Genomic DNA, 20509 nt, shown 5'->3' with positions numbered 1-20509 from the left:
GAATAAAGTTTTGGGTCTTGTGGTTCTAATTGGTGGCGCTGCGGTAGCTGCAGTCATCGCCCTTGCCCCGAAGCCAGAGGAAAAAGTTGCCGAAGCTGCGGTGCCGCCGGTGGCGGATATCCTGTATGCCGAGCCCGGCCGCCACACCCTGCTGGTACCGAGTCAGGGCTCGGTACATGCCCGCCACGAGATTGAAGTTGTGGCCCGTGTGGGTGGTGTCATCGAAAGTGTCAGTGACGGCTTTGTTGCCGGTGGCTTCTTCCAAAAAAGCGATTCCCTGCTGCAAATCGAGCCCGCTGACTACCGTCATCAGCTGACCCGCTCCCAGTCGCAGGTCGCCAATGCCGCGGCGGCCCTGGCCCAGGAAGAAGGGCGTGCCAAGCAGGCCAAGCGCGAATGGCGCGACCTGGGCAGTGAGGCCGCCAACAATCTGTTCCTGCGCAAGCCACAGCTGGCTGCGGCCAAGGCGGAGCTTGCAGCCGCCAAGGCCGATCGCGACCAGGCCAAGCTGAACCTGGAGCGCACCGCGGTCAAAGCGCCGTTTGCCGGCCGTGTGGTGGAAACTTTGGTAGACATCGGCCAGTACGTGACTGCGGGCACCAAGCTCGCCCGTATCCACAGTGTGGGCATCGCCGAAGTGCGCCTGCCTTTGACCGACCACCAATTGTCGCTCCTCGAGCTGCCCCTTGGTCGCGCTATTGAGAATGGCCCGGCGGTGCGCCTGAGTGCCAACCTCGCCGGTCAGCCCCGCGAGTGGCGAGGTCAGATCGTGCGCACCGAGGCGGCGATCGATCCCAACAGCCGCTTCGTGTACGCCGTGGCCCAGGTGCCGAACCCGTATCAGGGCGATGCACCGCTGATCAACGGTCTGTTCGTGGAAGCGCACATTGCCGGTAAAACCTACGACGACATCACCCTGCTGCCGCGTCAGGCCCTGCACGAAGGTGACCATGTTCTGGTGCTGAACGAAGAGAATCAGCTGGGCTTTAAGGATGTGCAGCTGCTGCAGGCCGCCGGCGACCAGGTTTGGTTGCGCGGCGACATCAATGCCGGGGACAAGGTAGTCATTTCCAGTCTCGGCTATTCCCGCGAGGGCATGGTACTGAGCCCAAATCCACTGAATGAAAAGCCGTCCGGCATTTATCTGGGTGAGCAGTCCGAGAAGCCGTCCGATGAACCGCAGAGTGAGAGTGCGGAAACTGCCAGTGGCAGCTCTGCATCCGCGCAGGGAGCCTATTAATTATGCAGGGCATTATTGGATGGTTCGTCCGCAACAGTAAGGCGGCCAACCTGCTGATGGTGATGATCATCATCGGCGGTATTTTTGGTATTTCCCACGTCGGGCGCGAGGTGTTCCCGGCGATTAACCCCGGCGTAGTGCGGATCAACATCAGCTTCCCCGGTGCCGGCCCCGCGGAGGTGGAACAGCAGGTAACCCAGCGGGTCGAGCAGGCTATTTCCGAAGTGAAGGGCATCAAGGAGGTGAACTCCTGGTCCTCGCGCAGTAACAGCACCGTGCGTATCCAGGCCATCGACGGCTACGACGAGCTGCGCCTGCTGAACGACATCAAGGTGCAGGTGGATTCCATCAACACCTTCCCCGCAGATATCGAGCGCCCGGTGATCGCGCTGGAGGAGTGGGAACAGCAGATGATGATGATCGCCATCGGCGGTCCCGTCTCCCCGCGCCAGCTCAAGGAAACTGCGCTGGACCTGCGCGACAAGCTGATGCTGATCCCCGGCGTGCGCCGTGTGGATGTGTGGGGTGATCGTGCGGATGAGGTTTCCATCGAAGTCTCGGAAGTGAACCTGCGTCGCTTCAACCTGTCCTTCGACGATGTCGCCAATGCGGTGCGTCGCTCCTCTCTGGACTTACCGGCCGGTCGCGTGCGTTCCGACCGCGGTGATATCCAGGTACAGACCCGCGGACAGGCCTACACCGCGGAAGATTTCGCGCGTATTCCGGTGATCAGCCGCGCCGACGGTACCCAACTGTTGCTGCGTGACGTGGCCTCGATCAACGACGGCTTTGAGGAAGAGGGTTCGATCATCCGCTTCAACGGCAAGCCGGCGATGAACCTGCGGGTCATGCAGGGTGAGCCGCTGGACGTGGTGGCGACCGCCGAAGGCATTCGCGAGTTTATGAAAGAGGCGCGGGAGACGCTGCCGCCGGGTATGGAATTCGAGACCTGGTTCGACTTCTCCGAGGCCTATGAAAGCCGCATGAGCATGCTGTTCTGGAACGCGGTGACTGGTCTGGCTCTGGTGTTTGTGTTGCTGATGCTGTTCCTGCGCCCGGCGCTGGCGGTGTGGGTAACCGTGGGCATCTTTACCGCATTTATGGGCGCCTTCTGGTTGCTGCCGGTTACCGGCATCACCCTGAACATGCTGTCACTGTTCGCCTTCCTGATGATCCTCGGTATCGTGGTGGACGATGCAATTATTGTCGGCGAGGCGGTGCACGCCGCCCACGACCGCGGCGAGACCGGACTAAAAGCCGCCGAGGCTGGGGTGAAAACCGTATCTGCACCGGTGATCTTTGCGGTCGTGTCCACCATGGTGTTCTTCGTGCCCATGCTGTTCCTGCCGGGTTACACCTCACAGATGATGATGGCACTGCCGGTCGTGGTATTGCTGTGTCTGGTGTTCTCGCTGGTTGAATCTTTACTGATTCTGCCCGCGCACTTGGTTGGTCTAAAGCCTGAAAAGAAGGCTACGTCGAGTGTTGGCCGCAAACTTCAGGACGTGCGCGGCAAGTTCGCCGGCGCCATGAAAATCGCTGGCGACAAGTACTACTTGCCGCTGCTGGAGAAGTCCCTCAGCAACAGCCGCACCACGGTGATGATTTTCTTCCTGGCCCTGATCCTGTCCTTCGTGTTGTTCGGCAAAGGTTACGTGGGCAAGGCGTTCTCGCCGTCGGTACCTTCGGACCTGCTGGAGCTCAGAACCACCATGGCCCAAGGCGAGTCCTTTGAAGAGGCCAAGCGGGTACTGGAACAGTTCGAGCGCGCCGGTATGCAGTTGGCGAAAGACCCGGACATGCTGGCGCTGAATGGCGGCAAGGAATTTGTCGATAACACCATGGTATTCCTGTGGCGCGGCAACGTCACTGTGCTGCTGCAGCTTACCGATGGTGAAGAGCGCGACGTTACTTCCGAGCAACTGGCGCTGAAATGGCGCGACTATGTGGGCAAGTTGCCGGCCAGTGTTGAAGAGATGAATATCCAGCACACCATCAACGATGGTGGTAAGGGTATGTCCCTCAACCTAAGCACCGCTTCCGGCGACATGGCGGAAATGCGCCGTGCGGCCGATGCGGTGAAAGAGGCACTGAATAACTTTGCCGGCGTTTACGATGTGCGCGATAACCTGATCGCGGCGCGACAGGACATTGAGATCCAGCTGAAGCCCCATGCCACCAATATGGGCATTGGCCTCGCCGATGTGGCCAGGCAGGTGCGCCAGGGTTTCTATGGTGAAGAAGTGCAGCGTATCCCCCGTGGTCGTGAAGACGTGCGGGTGATGGTGCGTTATCCACAGGAAGAGCGTGCCAGTGAGGAGCAGATCGATCGTATCCGTGTCCGCACCACCGACGGTGAAATCCCGTTCAGTGCGGTGGCCGATGCGGTATACGTCCCCGGCTACACCACCATTCGTCGCAGCGATCGCGAGCGCACGGTGCAGATTACTGCGGAGTTGATCCCGGGTACCTCGCCGGCGCACGAGATCCTGAAACAGGTGCGTGAAAAACATCTGAAGAAATGGGAAAACGACTTCCCGGGCTTCAGTTTGAAGACGGCGGGCGAGATGCAGGAAGAGGAAGAGTTCGGCAGTGCCATTGGTGCCTTCTTCGTGCTGTCCCTGTTCACCATCTACGCGCTGCTGGCGATTGCGTTCCGTTCTTATTCGCAGCCCTTGTTGATCCTGACGGCGGTACCGTTTGGCTTCTTCGGCGCGGTATTGGGCCACCTGATCATGGGGTACGATATCAGTATCATGTCCATGCTGGGCTTCCTGGCGGCTGCGGGCGTGGTGGTGAACGATAACCTGGTATTGATGGATCGCATTAATCAGCTGCGTGCTCAGGGCATGGCGGTGATGGATGCGGTGGTACAGGCGGGGCGCGATCGCTTCCGTCCGATCATCCTGACTTCTATCACCACGTTTATCGGTCTGGTGCCGATTATGTTCGAGCGTTCGATCCAGGCGCAGTTCCTGATTCCGATGGTGGTCAGTCTGGCGTTTGGCGTACTGTGTGCGACCTTTGTGACGCTGGTGCTGGTACCTAACCTGTACAAAGTTATTGAGACGATGCGGGTTAAGGTGAAGGGCGACAAGCCTGCTGAAGAACTGCCGCTGGATATTGAGCGGGCATAACTCGAGCACTTTGTGGGTGCAGTGGCGGCCGCTTGGTGGCCCTGCACTCCACAACCTGAGCGGCAACTGTTCCTTGCAAGGCCACCAAGCGGCCTTATCCCGTGGCCGCGGGGTTCTAACTACAACTTCCTTTCTGCCTGTATTACCCTTCACGCAATGTTTTCCTGGATCTGGAAGTCCCTTTGCGTATTCCTCGTATTTTTTCTTCGCAGCCATTGGCTAACCAAACAGAGTTTCAGCTGGATGAGGCGGCTTCGCGTCATCTGGTTAAGGTGTTGCGCCTGGGGCCGGGGCGTCCGCTTGTTTTGTTTGATGGGAGCGGCGGTGAGTACGCGGCGGAGCTGATTGAGGCGGGAAAAAAGGCGCGGGTGAAAATTGGTGCTTTTAGCGAGGGTGACAGGCAGTCGCCGCTGGCCATCACTTTGGCGATCGGTGTTTCCCGCGGTGATCGTTTTGACTGGGTGATCCAGAAGGCCACCGAGTTGGGGGTGGCGCAGATTCAGCCGCTGTTTACCGAACGCTGCGAAGTAAAACTCTCCGGCGATCGCCTGCAGAAAAAGCTGGGCCAGTGGCAACAGATTGCCATCAGTGCCTGTGAACAGTGCGCGCGCAATCTAGTCCCGGAGATTTTGCCGCCACTCAAATTGCCGCAATTGCTCGATCAGGCCAAGGACAGCGAGGCTCTGAAGCTGGTGTTGCACCATCGCACCGATGCGACTCTGGCTGAGTTGGAGCAGCAATCCGGGCGCCCGCATGCCGCGCTATTATTGGTGGGGCCGGAGGGTGGCTTGTCGGCGGAGGAAATTGAGCTGGCTCTGCGAAAGGACTTCCATCCGCTGCGGTTGGGGCCGCGGGTTTTACGCACCGAGACGGCGCCGGTTGCAGCTCTATCGGTGCTGCAATATCAATGGGGCGATATCTAACAGGGAATACACTATGAAAGCTCTCGTTTGGTTGATTGGCGTTGCCATTACCGCCATGTCGATTCTGATTATCCTCAAGCCGCAGATTGCGCGCGACATTGGCGATCGCATGAACCCGCAGATGTTTTACTTTGGTGCCTGGGCGCGGATTGTTATCGGTATTATTTTCCTGTCGATTTCCGATACCCGCAGTTGGGACACATTGTTCACTGTGCTCGGTATATTACTGGTGGTGATCGGTGCTTATGCGCTGCAGTGCGGTTACGAGCGCACCCGAGAATTTGTCCTGGGTATCGCCCATGGCAATGAAAATATTGTCCGTGTCGCGGGTGCTGCAGGTGTATTGATCGGTATCCTGTTAATCTCCGCGACCTGATATCAGCAACACTGGAAGTAACATGGATAGCTTTGCCACCCAAACCCGTTTGGTTATCTTCGATTGCGATGGCGTGCTGGTAGACAGTGAGTCCATCGTGTGTCGCGTGGTTGCCGAAGAAATGACGAAACTCGGTATGCCGGCCACCGCAGAGCAGTTGGATGAGGAGTTCAGCGGCCGTTCTACCCAGGACTGCCTTTTGGATATCGAAACCCGTTACGGTGGTCCGCTGCCGCAGTCTTACTTCAATGCAACGGAGAGCCGTATTCGCGCCGCGTTTCATTCAGAGCTGGAGGCGGTAACTGGTATTCATGAGGTGCTGGATAAGTTACAGGCCACCGACCTGAAAACCTGCGTGGCCTCATCCGGTCCGCATGCGAAAATGCAGATCACGCTAAACAAGACCGGTCTGTGGGATTACTTTGCCGGGCGTATTTACAGCGCTGACGATGTTGGTCGCGGTAAGCCCTGGCCGGATCTGTTTCTGCACAGTGCGGCGCAGTTTAATGTGGCCCCTGAGCACTGTCTCGTGGTTGAGGATTCCATTGCCGGGGTGCAGGCTGCGGTATCGGCAGGCATGCCCGTTATTGGATATAGTCAGCATGCACCCCGCACGCGCCAGCTGGAGGCGGAGGGTGCACGGGTGATTAATGATATGCAGTTACTGCTGGATTATTTTTGAGAAGCACTGGCAAACTAACATACAGCAAGCAACTAAACAGAAAGTAGCTAAATAAAAAAGTAACTAAGCAGAAAGGAAGCAAAGCCATGAGTACCTTAAAAAGGATATTAATCGCCTTCGCGTGTCTGTTTGCAGCGATCGCCTGTTACGTATTCGGCATCCCGGCCGGCGGTGCCATCTTCCTTGTGTTTGGCATACTGCTAGAAGGACTTTTCTGGTTCCAGCTTACCCGTCGCAAGCGGGTCTAACGTATTTAACGTATTGTGCTGCTACTCCGTCAATTGAACCTCTACTGAAGCGCTGCGCCGCGTGTCCTTTTCATCCACAAAAGTCCGGGTGTAGCGCACCTCATTAATACCCTGCGCCAGTAATGACCGCACCAGGCCGGGCGGTAATTCAACAGTTTCTCGCAATGGCTTGCCGGCCTGCGCGGTTACCGCTTCAGCGACCTCGTAAATTACCGTGTCTCCCACCAGAAATTGTCCGCTGGTGGATGTCGCGCTGATGTTGCCCAGGTCGCTATCCAGGTTCCATGCCATCATCATTTGACGGGATTTGCCGCTTACGGTCTGTGAGGGTGGTGAGGCCTTTACTTGTGCCAGGCGACCGCTGGAGTCCAGATCAAACAGGATATGGTTGGAAAGGCTGCCTGAGGGGCCGGCAAACACGCGTCGGTAGCCAACTCTTCTGACCCCTTTCTGGTGCCAGCTTCGTGCCTGCACCGGAGAAATTTGTACGATCTCTGTCAGCTGACCGCTGTCGCCACTGAATTCGAGAATTTGGTCAACTACCGCGAGCTCTTCGTTGTTATCCAGATTTACAAACACCCCGCGCGGTGAGGCGGCACCGCCCCTACTGGCAATGCGCCAGGTTACTTTCTCCTGATAGCCTTCACTGGCATTCAGCCAGGCATCCCCCGGATCCACGGTGACGATTTGCTGTGCAGTGACCTTGGCGTTAAACACCAGCGCCCAGGCAATGGCGGCGATGCCGAGAATGGTAAGCAGGAGCTGTTTGTTCATAGCCATCTCCCAGAGGGCTTTGGGCAATTTGTGAAGGTTAGAGTCCCGTTGGTCTTTTCAGAAATACGCGTACTCAGAGGTTTTGTTGAAGGCTGTGCCGGTTAGGCTGGTGGCGGTGAAGGATGATGCTTGGGTTCACCTAGGGAATACTTTTCCCTGACTCTAGAATCGTTAAAACGCAGGTGCTCGTGTACGTCGCGGGCGCCCATAGATTCTCGTTGAGGAGCTGACCCCATGCCCAACGCATGTTCAAAGTCTTCACTGCGTACCCGTCGTAGCTACATCTTCGCAATGCCTCCTTTAACGCTTGCTATCCTGCTTGCGACGGGCTGTACCGATCCCACCAAGAAATACGCTCTCGATCCACGGGAACTTGTGAGCAATGGCTTAAGCGAAAAAACTGCCCGCGAAGCGGCCCCGTTTGGCGACGATATGGTGCGCTACTTGATGGGGCAGACACGGGAGCTGGGAGATAGCTTTGTGTTGGCGGTGGATTTTCTTCCCGGCGGCTTTGCTCCCAAGATGGATACGTTGGGGGATGTCGAGGCTCTGCTGGTTATCATGCGCGATTTTCCAGCACTCAAGATTGTGGTGGAAGGACATACGGACAACGCCGGTGATCCCGATAAAAATCGCAAGCTATCGCAGTGGCGGGCTGACTGGGTGCGTCAGTTTTTACTGGAGCGAGGAATTGATTCCGGCCGTGTGGAAGCTGCAGGGCTCGGAGATTCCGACCCAATCGCAGACAATGCCACTCAACGCGGGCGTGAGAAAAATCGACGTTTGGTGGTGCGGGTGATCGACTTCGATGGCAAGCCGCTGAACGTGCGTTTGGGGTCGCCGAAGAAAGCAGGGCGAGATGGTGCCAGCGGGCCGCCAGCGAATTGAAAATTGACGGCGCCGATCACGGCGCCGTCAAAGTAAGGGGTCAGGCTTCCCGCGTCAGCTGCAGTGCATCCAGAATACTGGCCGTCGGCCCCACCTGATTCATGGTGTAGAAATGCAGTCCGGGCGCGCCGCCCTCGAGCAGGGTTTCGCACAGGTCGGTGACGATTTCCAAACCCAGCTTTTTTACATCATCCGGATTGCTGAAGCTTTCCATGCGGTACTTAAGCCAGCGCGGGATTTCTGCGCCGCAGTTGCGGGAGAAGCGCGCCAGGTTGGTGAAGTTGGTGATCGGCATGATGCCGGGGTAAATCGGCGCATCGATACCGGCCTTGGCGCACTGATCCAGGAAATAGAAATACGCATCCGGGTTATAGAAGTATTGCGTCAGGGCGCTGTTGGCACCTGCATCAAACTTGCCTTTCAGATAGCGGATATCGTCATCGTAACTGCCGGCTTCCGGATGAATTTCCGGGTAGGCCGCGACTTCCAGGTGAAAGTGGTCACCGGTATGGCGGCGGATAAAGGCTACCAATTCGTTGGCGTACACCAGCTGCGCAACGGCACCCATACCGGAAGGCATGTCACCGCGCAGGGCCACGATGCGGTCGACGCCGGCTTCCTTGTAGCGGTTCAGCAGGCCCAGCACGATCTCTTCGTTGTCGCCGCCAAATGACAGGTGCGGTGCAATGGAAACCCCCTTTTCCCGCAGGCCGCACACAATATTGGCGGTGGTATCGCGGGTGGTGCCGCCGGCACCGTAGGTAACGGAGAAAAACTCCGGGTTAAATGCTTGCAGCTGCTCGCGGGTGCTCTTCAGTTTTTCCCGACCCTCTTCGGTCTTGGGTGGGAAAAACTCAAAACTAATACGTAAATCACTCATTGTTCTTTTCCGTTCCCTCGGATACCGGTCGCGATGGTGACTCACGACCGGTCCTGAGGCATCTTAATACTTGTAGCTTTCTGGCTTGTACGGGCCGTCAACAGATACGCCGATATATTTGGCCTGGTCTTCGGTCATGCGTGTAATTACGCCGCCAAAGCCCTCGACCATGTACTTGGCCACTTCTTCGTCCAGGTGCTTCGGCAGTACTTTTACGTACAGCGCGGATACTTTCTGGTCTGCGGGCAGGTCGGCAAACTTTTCCTTGTACAGGTGGATCTGAGCCAGTACCTGGTTGGCGAAGGAGCCGTCCATGATGCGGCTGGGGTGGCCGGTGGCGTTGCCCAGGTTTACCAGGCGACCTTCGGACAACAGCAGCAGGTGATCGTTGGTCGCCGCATCGCGCACAATCTTGTGCACCTGCGGTTTCACTTCCTGCCACTCCCAGTTTTCGCGCATAAACGCGGTGTCGATTTCGTTGTCGAAGTGGCCGATGTTGCACACCACTGCACCGGACTTCAGTGCCGCCAGCATGTGCGCGTCGCACACATTCACGTTGCCGGTAGTCGTCACGATCAGGTCAGTATTGGCGAGCAGGCTGCGGTCGATGCAATCTGCGGTGCCGTTGTTTTCGCCGTTGATATACGGGGAAACCAGTTCGAAACCGTCCATACAGGCCTGCATGGCACAGATGGGGTCAACCTCGGTCACTTTTACGATCATGCCTTCCTGGCGCAGGGACGCCGCAGAGCCTTTGCCCACATCACCGTAACCGATAACCAGCGCTTTTTTGCCGGACAGCAGGTGGTCGGTGCCGCGCTTAATGGCATCGTTCAGGCTGTGGCGACAACCGTACTTGTTGTCGTTTTTACTCTTGGTTACGGCGTCGTTCACGTTGATCGCCGGCACCTTGAGGGTACCTGCCTTTAGCATGTCCTGCAGGCGGTGTACGCCGGTGGTGGTTTCTTCACTGATACCGTGACAGTTGTCCAGCAGCTCTGGGTACTTGCGGTGCAGCAGTTCGGTGAGGTCACCGCCGTCATCGAGAATCATGTTTGGCTGCCAGCCAGCGGCGTCTGCGCCGATGGTGCGTTCCAGGCACCACTCGTATTCCTCTTCGGTCTCACCTTTCCAGGCAAATACCGGGATTCCGCGCGCGGCGATGGCCGCAGCGGCGTGGTCCTGGGTGGAGAAAATGTTGCACGAAGACCAGCGTACCTCTGCGCCAAGCGCCACCAGGGTTTCAATCAGCACCGCGGTCTGGATGGTCATGTGGATGCAGCCCATGATGCGGGCGCCTGCCAGCGGCTGCTCCGCACGGTACTTTTCACGCAGGGTGATCAGCGCCGGCATTTCGCCTTCGGCAATTTCAATTTCCTTGCGGCCCCAGTCGGCCAGGTTGATATCTGCAACCTTGAAGTCTTTGAATTCGGTGCTCATTTGGTTCACTAGTTAGATCCTTGAGAATTTTCTTGGAGGCCCGTGCGGGCCTCTGTATTCGGTGTTTTTTGATTAGAAGCCCGCTTGAGCGCGCAGGGTTTCCGCCTTGTCGGTTTTTTCCCACGGGAAAGCGGTGAAGGTCTCTACCTGTTCCTTACCGTTGCTGTCGATCCACTTGTAGCTGTGCTCGAACGGCTCGCGGCCGAAGTGGCCATAGGCAGCAGTCAGCTGATACATGGGGTGCAGCAGGTCCAGCGCATTGGAGATTGCGTAGGGGCGCAGGTCGAAGTTTTCCCGTACCAGTTCGATCAGCTTTTCGTCGCTGATGTTGCCGGTGCCGAAGGTGTTAATAGAAACAGAGGTCGGCTCGGCGACGCCAATCGCATAGGACACCTGAATCTCACAGCGCTTGGCGAGACCAGCGGCGACGATATTTTTCGCTACGTAGCGGCCCGCATAAGCTGCGGAACGGTCAACCTTGGATGGATCCTTACCGGAGAAAGCGCCGCCGCCGTGACGGGCGGAACCGCCATAGGTGTCCACGATAATTTTACGGCCGGTCAGACCGCAGTCGCCCACAGGCCCACCGATCACAAATTTGCCGGTCGGGTTGATGTGGTACTTGGTGTTTTCATGCAGCAGGTCGGCTGGCAGCACGTGGTGCACGATCAGCTCCATCACTGCTTCGCGCAGGTCTTCCTGAGACACTTCTTCATTGTGTTGGGTAGAAAGTACGACCGCATCGATCGCACAGGGCTCGCCCTGCTCGTTGTAGCGGAAGGTAACCTGGCTCTTCGCATCCGGGCGGAGCCACGGCAGCAGGCCGGACTTGCGTGCTTCTGCCTGACGCTCCACCAGACGGTGTGCGTAGTACACCGGTGACGGCATGAACGTCGGGGTTTCATCGGTGGCATAGCCGAACATCAGGCCCTGGTCACCGGCGCCCTGGTCTTCCGGTTTTACCCGGTCCACGCCCTGCGCGATATCCACGGACTGCTTGCCGATGACATTGATCACGCCACAGGTTTCGCCGTCGTAACCTACCGCAGAAGAGGTGTAACCGATGTCGGTAATGACCTTGCGCACGAGATCTTCCAGGTCGACCCAGGCATTGGTGCTGATTTCGCCGGCAATAACCGCGATACCGGTTTTTACCAGCGTTTCACAGGCAACACGGGCGTTTTTGTCGCGTGCCAGCAGGGCGTCCAGTACCGCATCGGAAATCTGGTCGGCGATTTTGTCTGGGTGGCCTTCGGAGACTGATTCCGAAGTAAAAATGCTGTATTCACTCATGCTGAGTTCTCCTATGCGCTTGTCGCGCTTCAGTTATTCCTATGCTGGCGCGGGGAACTACGGTTTCTCCCGCCGACACTGCCTAGTACTTGGCTAATACGTAAATGGTTTGCTGCTTGAAGGCGTTTTTTGGAATTGTCAGGGTTTAACAAATTCCTGAATCTGAATTTGGAAGCCGTTGCGCAGCGCGCTGTGCACACTGCGCCCTTTGCCCAGGCCTGCGTCCGCTGCCCACTCGACCAGTTGCTGCGGCGTAAAACCTAACCACAGATCGCCGCAGGCATCCCTTGCCCAGTCCTGCGCGTGGTCGTGCAGGTCGGTAATCAGCAGCTGCCCGCCGGCCCTTAAAGACTTTTGCAGATCGTGAAAAATCTGCGCGGGATCTGGCGTGTGGTGCAACACCATATTCACCACAATGCAGTCCGCGCTTTCCGGGCGGGCTGCGGCGGCACGCGTGTCATCACACACGAACTCGATATTCTGCAGGCCCTTGTCATCGGAAAACGCCTGCGCGCGTTCGAGCATGGTCTGGGACAGATCCAGCGCGGTTACCGTGCCAAATCGGCTGGCCAGCTCCTCCAGAAACTCACCCTCACCAGGGCCCACCTCGAGTGCGTGACGGCCGGGTTTTAGCAGCTGTGCTACCTGCGGGCCGTAGACGCTATAACTGGCGATCAACTCCTGCTGCTCGCGGAAGCGATTGCCGTAGTCGGCGAAGAAGCGCCGCGAGGCCTCGGCACGCTCGGCGGCAACCTGGGCCACGGTGGCGGCGCGGTCAGCGCCCAGCGGCAGCTGGTCGAGGCCACTGAACAGTTGCTGGAGCAAGTCACTGTTGGCGGTGCGCCGGTAGAACAGGTTGTTGCCCTCGCGGCGTTTGCTCACCAGGCCAGCCTGAGAGAGCACCTTAAGGTGGTGCGAAAGCGCTGGTTGGCGCAGGTCGAAGATGTGGCACAGCTCCAGCACGCTGTAGGAGTCCTGCGCCAGCAGGCGCAAGATCTCCAGACGCAACGGATCGCCGGCGGCCTTGAGGGTCGCTGCCAGTTGCGGAATCTGGTCGCTGGCATGTTGTTTGTCATCCCCGGCCGGTTGGCTGGAGGCACTATTGGACTCAAGCATGGCGGGGAGTCTAGCAGTGCTTTTGATCTATATCAAAAATTTTTGATTTAGCTGTATTTAAAAAAATTGATGCAGGTGAGGTGAATTCCATGGAGAATCCCGCGGGTACAGCAGGATTGCTATTTGTTAGGAAAATGTTGCTGTGCTGAAGGAAGAAACGAACCCTTAGACTTTACGCCCCACCGGGTAGTACGGGAAAATACGCCCCCCGTTTTGCCGGGCCGCGATATGCGCCGGCAGAGAGGGACCGCGGCATACTGGCCGTCAGAGCCGGAACCGCAGCGCATCTGATGAACCGAAGATCCCAAACCGAGAGATCCCTATGTCTTCTACTCCGTCTCGCACAGAAAAGGCTAACGCCATCCGCGCCCTGTCTATGGATGCGGTCCAAAAAGCCAACAGTGGCCACCCTGGCGCCCCCATGGGTATGGCAGATATCGCTGAAGTGCTGTGGAACGACTATCTGAAACACAATCCGGCTAACCCCGAGTGGGCGGACCGCGACCGCTTCGTGCTGTCCAATGGCCACGGTTCCATGCTGCTGTATTCCTTGCTGCATCTGGCAGGCTATGACCTGTCTATCCATGAGTTGCAGAACTTCCGTCAGCTGCACGCCAAGACTCCGGGGCACCCGGAATACGGCTACGCCCCGGGCGTAGAAACCACCACCGGCCCGCTTGGCCAGGGCATCACCAACGCGGTGGGCATGGCGCTGGCCGAGAAAGTGATGGCAGCTCAGTTCAACCGCGATGGCTATGAGCTGGTGGACCACTTCACCTACTGCTTCTTCGGCGACGGCTGCCTGATGGAAGGCATCTCTCACGAAGCCTGCTCCCTGGCCGGTACCCTGGGCCTGGGCAAGCTGATCGGCTTCTACGACGACAACGGCATTTCCATCGACGGTGAAGTAGAAGGCTGGTTCACCGACGACACGCCCAAGCGTTTCGAATCCTACGGTTGGCACGTGATCCCGAATGTAGACGGTCACGATCCGGCGGCGATCAAAGCGGCGATTGAAGAGGCGCGCGCGGTAACCGACAAGCCCACCATCATCTGCTGCAAAACCGTGATCGGCTTTGGTTCCCCGAACAAACAGGGCCGCGAAGAGTGTCACGGTGCACCGCTGGGCCACGACGAAATCGCCCTGGTCCGCGAAACCCTGGGCTGGAAACACGAGCCCTTCCACGTACCTGAAGACCTGTACCATGCGTGGGACGCGCGCGCCAAAGGCGAAGCGCAGGAAGACGAGTGGAAAGACATCTTCGAAGACTATAAAGAAGCCCATCCGGAGCTGGCTGCCGAATTTGAACGCCGCATGAGCGGCGAGCTGCCGGTGGACTTCATGGCCAAGGCCGACGAGTACATCAAGCAGTGCCAGGCGGATGCCGAGAAGATCGCTTCCCGTAAAGCCAGCCAGAACAGCCTGAATGCCTACGGCCCGCTGTTGCCGGAATTCCTGGGCGGCTCCGCTGACCTCGCCGGCTCCAACCTCACCATTTGGTCCGGTACCAAAGGTGTCACCCCAGAGGATGCTTCAGGTAACTACGTTTACTACGGTGTGCGCGAATTCGGCATGAGCGCCATCATGAACGGTATCGCCCTGCACGGCGGCTTCGTACCGTACGGCGCGACCTTCCTGATGTTTATGGAATACGCCCGCAACGCCGTACGTATGGCCGCGCTGATGAAGCAGAAGGTCATCTTCGTATACACCCACGACTCCATCGGTCTCGGTGAAGACGGGCCGACCCACCAGCCGGTAGAACAGCTGACCGCACTGCGCGCCACCCCGAACCTGCAGACCTGGCGCCCCTGTGACGCCACCGAGTCCGCGGTAAGCTGGAAAATGGCGATCGCCCGCAGCGACGGCCCCAGCGCGCTCATCTTCAGCCGTCAGGGCCTGGCCCCACAGCCGCGTACCGATGAGCAGCTGACCAACGTCGAAAAGGGTGGTTACATCCTGCGCGATTGCGACGGCGAACCGGAAGCGATCATCATCGCCACCGGCTCCGAAGTCGAACTAGCCACTGCTGCCGCGGAACAGTTGTCCGGCCGCAAGGTACGCGTTGTCTCCATGCCGTGTGCCGAAGCCTTCTCTGCGCAGAGCGCCGACTATCGCGAATCTGTACTGCCGTCTGCCGTGCGTGCCCGCGTTGCCGTGGAAGCTGCGCACAAGGACTACTGGTACAAGTTTGTTGGCTTCGACGGTGCCATCATCGGTATGGAAACCTTTGGTGAATCCGCACCGGCAGGCGACCTGATGAAGCACTTCGGCATCACCACCGATAAAGTGGTTGAAGCTGTAGAAGGTCTGCTGAAGTAAAACGTTCGACCCCGCTGAAAATGTGTGGGGTCTGAATTGCAGGCTGGGTATCGGATGCGGATTTTCAGGAGCGTCGCAAACAGGAGGTTTGCGCCGCAACGCCCAGGGATGGGTTTACAGTGGTCCTGAAAATCCGCATCCGGTAGCCAGCCGCCACCGCACGACAACCGAGCATTGACCTAGGGCGGTGGACATAGCCTGAGGTATACATGCCCAACCCGATAAGACTCGCGATCAATGGCTACGGCCGTATAGGACGCAGCGTTCTGCGAGCCCTGTACGAATCCAACCTGCGTGATCAATTGCAGATCGTCGCCATCAATGAGTTGGCCGACTGCGCCACCATTGCCCATCTCACCAAATACGATACCGTCCACGGTCGCTTTATTGGCGACGTTGCCGTGCAGGACGACACCCTTTTGGTGAACGGCGACAAAATTTCCGTAACCCATTACAGCGAGCTGGAAGACCTCGACTGGCGCTCGACTCAAGTCGACATCGTCCTCGAGTGCACTGGCAGTTTCACCGAGCGCGAACGCGCCGAATTACACCTCAAGGCAGGGGCGAAAAAAGTCATTTTCTCGCAGCCCGCGAAAAACGACGTCGATGCCACCATCGTCTACGGGGTGAATCACAGCACGCTGAGCGGAGAAGAAACCATCATCTCCGCCGCCTCCTGCACCACCAACTGCAGCATTCCCGTAATCGCCGCCCTGGACAGCGCCTTTGGTATCGATGCCGGTGTAATCACCACCATCCACTCGGCGATGAATGATCAGCCGGTCAACGATGCCTATCACCACACCGATTTACGCAAAACGCGCTCTGCCATCGGCTCCATTATTCCCGTGGATACCGGGCTCGCCCGCGGCATCGAACGCATACTCCCGGACATGGCCGGTAAGTTTGAAGCCCAGGCCATGCGTGTACCCACCATCAACGTTTCCGCCATTGATCTCTCGGTACAGCTGCATCAGCCGGTCACCCAGGCGGAGGTCAATGCCGTGCTCAAGGCCGCAGCGCAAACCGGATACTGTGGAGTGCTTGGGTACAGTGAAGAACCGCTGACCTCGTGTGACTATAACCACGACCCACGCTCCGGCATAGTCGATGCCAGCCAGACCCGTGTGGCGGGGGGCAAGCTGGTCAAAGTATTGATCTGGTTCGATAACGAGTGGGGATTTGCCAATCGCATGCTTGATATGGCTGGGCAACTCAAAAATCAGTGGCCTGAAATAGGTGTAGGGTGAAAACGGGGCCGGCTAGTCAAAAATGGATTTTTTGCGCTAGTGACTGCAAGTTATATTAGATTTGCGTTTAAATATAAAGTTTTCCAATGAGTATGAAAAAAAGGGGGAGGGGATGTTGAAAGTGCGAGAGGTGGCCCATTTAGTATTGGCCACGACAGTATTGTTACTCGCTGCCTGTGGCGGGGGCGGTAGTAATGGAAATGATAGCCCAGCAGTTGAAGAAAAAGAGAATCAAGCCGCTCTGAATTTCGCGCAAATCGAGGTTGAATATTATTTGCACAGTGAAGTGCAGGTAAACGAACTGTCAGGAGGTTCGGGTAATGGAGCTGTTTCTTATAGTTCCAGCGATACCGGTGTTGCTACAGTTAATGCAAGTTCCGGTGAATTGCAGTTGATCGCAGTCGGAAGTACGACGATTACAGCACTGAAAGCCAGCGATTCTGATTACAAATCCGCCAGTACTTCTTACAGCGTCAGAGTTCTAGAGGCCGATACACAAGAGCCCTTGGTATTTGAATCTGCTGCACTGACAGTGGATTTAACCTTGACGTCGACCGTTGAGAACCCTCTGAGTGGTGGATCAGGAAACGGTCAGCTCATGTTTTCTTCAAGTAATACATCTGTTGCTAGCATAGATGCAATGACAGGCATAGTGACGCTACTGGCAGAGGGCAGTGCAACTATTGAAGCCAAAAAAGCTGCCGCGGACAGTTACGCTGAATCCAGCACGAGCTACCAGTTGACCGTAGTCGGGCCACCGAGCCAACTAGCGGCAGCTATTGGGAAAACGGGTTCCGAGTTAACACTCAATGGTATTTTCTCACCGACCGATGTTTATCGCTTCACAAATGAAGACTGTGATGTAGAGAGCTATGCAAGCTGTAGTCAAAGTGCAATGACTACAGTTGAGATAGAAGGACAACTGCCAGTTTTAGATAGTTACATCGCCGTTGGTCTTCCTGCGTATGTTGTATTGGAGCGCGCCGGATTACAGAGTCAGCCTGTCAGAGTAGAAGCGCAGCGCCCTCCTTTTGTTCGTAGAATGGGGCAAGCGATGGTGAGCTTCAAAGGCAAACTATTTGTGATTGCTGGTCAAGATAACAGTGCCGGAGAGTCAGGTAACGACACATATTGGTACAATGATATCTGGTCTTCTGAAGACGGTGTCAACTGGGTTCAGGAGGTGGAAAGCGCAGAGTTTTCTGCCAGAGCCTTCCACAAGGTCGTTGAATATCAAAATTCTCTTTACTTGTTAGGTGGAGAGGAAGGCATCGGAACAGGTGGTGCCCTTTGGTTTAAACGAGACGTTTGGAAATCAGATGATGGTGTAACTTGGCAGCGCCTAGTGGAGACCGCGCCATTTCTGGGGCAAGGCCAAGCTATTGTCTTTGATGGGAAGATATGGGTTATAGGCGATGGCGCCTTCTCTGGGGAGTCGAAGATATATTCCTCGACGGATGGGTTGAATTGGGATCAGGAACTGGCGGAGTCCCCTTTTGAGTCTCGTGAAGGTATGGCGGTCTATGAGTGGGCTGGAAAGCTGTTCGTTGCAGGAGGAATGGGGCCTACGGGCTCGGATGATCTTCGCAGCGATGTATGGTCGAGTCCTGACGGTCGTGTATGGACTAAAGATGCGGATGACGGTGGCTATGTTGCTCGTATCGATGCAAGTGTTGTGACGTTCGCTGACAACCTGTTCATGATAGGGGGACACTCCTTCCCCGACAGCCATAATTCTGTATATCGCTCGACTGATGGCGTGTCTTGGTCTTTGTTTGTGTCAGAGCCTCTGAGAAAGATGAATCAAACGCACGCACTTGCCGTCCATTCAGAATTACTTTGGGTTTATTCAGGTTTGGATCAAGATTATTTGTGGAACACGAAAGATGGGGAGAATTGGAACACATCTGTAGCTTTTCCCCTAGTGTGGCCGACGACAGAGTAGTCTACCGCTGATTATGTGCGGGAAAATCGTATAAAAAGCACGGTGAAACCGTGCTTTTTATTGTCTTGCGGATATTGAGTGACCTGTGAATAGGGTGCGATGAACATTATTTTTCTAACGCACGAGAGGGAACTGAAGAAAGCGACAAATACCGGCAAGTTAGCGCTGATGGGGAAGGCAGCTGCTGTTGTACGCCGTGTGGTATGGAAACGTACAGAACCGAATGCACAGCTCCTGCAACTCCTGCAGTGGCCTAATACAGGGCTGCTGTATCCGAGTAGCGAAGTGCACGAAGAGAATGTCACTCCGCAGCGTCTCTCTGTCGCGGATTGCCAAACGTTTATTCTGCTGGATGCGACCTGGCAGGAAGCGCGCAAAATGTTTAATCGCAGCGTTTATCTGAAGAGCGCCCCGCGTGTCGAACTGACACTAGATCACCCTTCGCGTTTCAGTTTACGCCGCAACCAGCGCGACGGCGGCCTGTGTACCGCCGAGTGTGTAATAGAGATTTTACGCGCAAAGGGCGAAACCGCTGCAGCGGCAGAACTGGATATACGCTTCCGCGCGTTTCTGCAGGCGGGTAAATAGCCTTAGCGTGTGCCGCAGGAACCGAGTCGGGTTTTATACGGCTGGAAATCCCGCAGGAACGTATTGAAGTTCGCGCGAAACAACGCGCAGGACTTGGTACTGTCATCCGAGGTGCCGCAGCAGCGCATGGTTTCGCCAAGGGCCCGCTCCGATACCGCGTCAAACGCTGTGGATTGCCCGGCACCGTACATAATGCTGTCTCCCCATGCCTTCACCGGGCGCCAGGAGTTGTTGCCGTAGGCACCGCCGTAAAAGCAACCGGTACCCTGCAAACAATCCTGTGCAATATTTTCCGTGCCCCAGGCCGGGGTGCACTGGGAGGCGAAATAGTCGTCCTCATTGCTGCTCGACCAGGCGCAGCAGGTGGGGTTGCCATCTTCATCGGTCGCACACTCCCCCGCTCCTGAACGGTTGTACGCAACGCAGCTGCTTCTATCGGTAAAGGACGGGCAAACTGCATTTTCCGATTGGGTGTACTCGCTTGCCGGTTTGAAGTTGTTGCACCATTTACTGCAGCCAGGGGCGTCCAGGTTCGCCCACTCACGGGACAGCTCACTGGGCCAGCCCTCAACCGCGGAGCCATCTTGATTGATGCCGCCGTCATACAGGTCGGCGAGACCGAAATTGTGCCCCACCTCGTGAATCACAATATTGCGCAGGTAATGCAGTGCCGTCGCGCTATCTTGCCAGTCGCGGTCACTGGCGATATAGATCACTTCGCCTCCGGACGCACCGAAGTCCGCCTCGGCGATAACGATCTTGATCACGCCCTGTAAATCGTCGCCGCCACATTGCTGATAAATCGACTGATGAATCTTATCCACATCACAGCTAAAGCCACCACTTTCAAGGCGGCTACAGCCCTGCGCAGAAAAGTCATCAAGGTCTAACTGGTAAAAACCGAACTGGTGCTGGTATTCCGCAAAAGGCGCAAGCGAGTGGAATTGATTCTCCACTGCATTCTGCACAATCTCATCAAAGTACGGTGCCGAATCCAGGTTGGCAAAGATTACCTTGAACGGCGCTTCGGCACTGCCGGAAAACGGTGTGCAACGTTCAAGTGTTGCGTATTCACCGGGAGATACCGCCTGGGTACCGCCACTACTACCGGAACCCGGAGGGGAGCCGGAGGAATCCGAACCGTTCCCCGGGGCGTAAGAAGGTGGCGGCGCCTGGGACAGGTCGCTATCGCTGCTGTCTGCCTCGCTACTGCCGCCGCCACAGGCGGTAAGCAGCTGGAGTACAGCTAGGATTACTAGGAGTCGCAGAGAGGGGGCCGGACTCTGAACAGGGGAAAACATAAGAGCGCTCTTGTTATCGCGTTATTCTGTTGTTCCCTGCGCAGCAGTATGTGACTGCCCGGTGTCGTGGTTCCTGACCGAATTGCGCAAAAGACCGCATTCTAT

General features: G+C 56.8%; 17 protein-coding genes. 11 read left to right on the top strand and 6 right to left on the bottom strand.

The annotated features are described in order from the left end of the window. The first annotated feature begins 19 nt into the window (after window positions 1–19). From Mag101_RS15945 to Mag101_RS18025, 6 genes are all read left to right on the top strand, one after another. Window positions 20–1240: an efflux RND transporter periplasmic adaptor subunit gene (locus Mag101_RS15945; RefSeq protein ID WP_232325222.1), complete on the top strand. Its 1221-nt coding sequence runs from the start codon at window positions 20–22 to the stop codon at window positions 1238–1240. 2 nt (window positions 1241–1242) lie between these two features. Beyond that, a complete protein-coding gene (locus Mag101_RS15940) occupies window positions 1243–4377 on the top strand; it encodes an efflux RND transporter permease subunit (protein ID WP_077407294.1) in 3135 nt (1044 codons plus the stop codon). 182 nt (window positions 4378–4559) lie between these two features. Further along, window positions 4560–5300: a 16S rRNA (uracil(1498)-N(3))-methyltransferase gene (locus Mag101_RS15935; protein WP_077407291.1), complete on the top strand. Its 741-nt coding sequence runs from the start codon at window positions 4560–4562 to the stop codon at window positions 5298–5300. Between the two features lie 13 nt (window positions 5301–5313). Then, a complete protein-coding gene (locus tag Mag101_RS15930; protein WP_077407289.1) occupies window positions 5314–5676 on the top strand; it encodes a hypothetical protein in 363 nt (120 codons plus the stop codon). Between the two features lie 22 nt (window positions 5677–5698). After that, the gene (locus Mag101_RS15925; protein WP_077407286.1) at window positions 5699–6358 is read left to right on the top strand and encodes an HAD family hydrolase; all 660 of its coding nucleotides are present in this window, start codon (window positions 5699–5701) and stop codon (window positions 6356–6358) included. 86 nt (window positions 6359–6444) lie between these two features. Beyond that, complete coding sequence (locus Mag101_RS18025) at window positions 6445–6606, top strand: hypothetical protein (RefSeq protein ID WP_198040011.1); 162 nt, start codon at window positions 6445–6447, stop codon at window positions 6604–6606. Window positions 6607–6627: 21 nt separating this feature from the next. Here Mag101_RS18025 and Mag101_RS15920 read toward each other — a convergent pair whose 3' ends face one another. Then, window positions 6628–7380: a hypothetical protein gene (locus Mag101_RS15920; protein WP_077407284.1), complete on the bottom strand. Its 753-nt coding sequence runs from the start codon at window positions 7378–7380 to the stop codon at window positions 6628–6630. Between the two features lie 234 nt (window positions 7381–7614). Here Mag101_RS15920 and Mag101_RS15915 point away from each other — a divergent pair, with 234 nt between their 5' ends. Then, a complete protein-coding gene (locus Mag101_RS15915) occupies window positions 7615–8268 on the top strand; it encodes an OmpA family protein (RefSeq protein WP_232325059.1) in 654 nt (217 codons plus the stop codon). Between the two features lie 40 nt (window positions 8269–8308). Here the strand turns inward: Mag101_RS15915 and metF are convergent, their stop codons facing one another. From metF to Mag101_RS15895, 4 genes are all read right to left on the bottom strand, one after another. After that, the gene (metF, locus tag Mag101_RS15910) at window positions 8309–9148 is read right to left on the bottom strand and encodes a methylenetetrahydrofolate reductase [NAD(P)H] (RefSeq protein ID WP_077407281.1); all 840 of its coding nucleotides are present in this window, start codon (window positions 9146–9148) and stop codon (window positions 8309–8311) included. A 63-nt stretch (window positions 9149–9211) separates the two neighbouring features. Beyond that, window positions 9212–10588: an adenosylhomocysteinase gene (gene ahcY, locus Mag101_RS15905; protein WP_077407279.1), complete on the bottom strand. Its 1377-nt coding sequence runs from the start codon at window positions 10586–10588 to the stop codon at window positions 9212–9214. Between the two features lie 72 nt (window positions 10589–10660). Further along, on the bottom strand, window positions 10661–11881 hold the full coding sequence (gene metK / locus Mag101_RS15900; protein ID WP_077407276.1) for a methionine adenosyltransferase: 1221 nt from the start codon (window positions 11879–11881) through the stop codon (window positions 10661–10663). Between the two features lie 138 nt (window positions 11882–12019). Next, window positions 12020–12997, bottom strand: a complete 978-nt coding sequence (locus tag Mag101_RS15895) for a metalloregulator ArsR/SmtB family transcription factor (RefSeq protein ID WP_077407273.1) — start codon at window positions 12995–12997, stop codon at window positions 12020–12022. Between the two features lie 322 nt (window positions 12998–13319). Between Mag101_RS15895 and tkt the strand changes: the two genes are divergently transcribed. The 4 genes from tkt to Mag101_RS15875 all read left to right on the top strand — a co-directional run bounded on the left by tkt (window position 13320) and on the right by Mag101_RS15875 (window position 19103). Next, window positions 13320–15320: a transketolase gene (gene tkt / locus Mag101_RS15890; RefSeq protein WP_077407270.1), complete on the top strand. Its 2001-nt coding sequence runs from the start codon at window positions 13320–13322 to the stop codon at window positions 15318–15320. Window positions 15321–15529: 209 nt separating this feature from the next. Next, on the top strand, window positions 15530–16570 hold the full coding sequence (gene gap, locus Mag101_RS15885; protein WP_077407267.1) for a type I glyceraldehyde-3-phosphate dehydrogenase: 1041 nt from the start codon (window positions 15530–15532) through the stop codon (window positions 16568–16570). Between the two features lie 61 nt (window positions 16571–16631). Next, entirely contained in the window at window positions 16632–18515 is a 1884-nt protein-coding gene (locus Mag101_RS15880; protein ID WP_077407264.1) for an Ig-like domain-containing protein, read from the top strand. A 99-nt stretch (window positions 18516–18614) separates the two neighbouring features. After that, window positions 18615–19103: a tRNA-uridine aminocarboxypropyltransferase gene (locus tag Mag101_RS15875; RefSeq protein WP_077407261.1), complete on the top strand. Its 489-nt coding sequence runs from the start codon at window positions 18615–18617 to the stop codon at window positions 19101–19103. A 2-nt stretch (window positions 19104–19105) separates the two neighbouring features. Here the strand turns inward: Mag101_RS15875 and Mag101_RS15870 are convergent, their stop codons facing one another. Further along, window positions 19106–20404: a hypothetical protein gene (locus Mag101_RS15870; protein ID WP_077407258.1), complete on the bottom strand. Its 1299-nt coding sequence runs from the start codon at window positions 20402–20404 to the stop codon at window positions 19106–19108. Between the last annotated feature and the right edge of the window lie 105 nt (window positions 20405–20509).

Source organism: Microbulbifer agarilyticus, assembly GCF_001999945.1.
In the GTDB taxonomy this organism is placed as follows: Bacteria; Pseudomonadota; Gammaproteobacteria; order Pseudomonadales; family Cellvibrionaceae; genus Microbulbifer; species Microbulbifer agarilyticus_A.
This window is presented reverse-complemented; position numbering and strand designations above follow the sequence as displayed.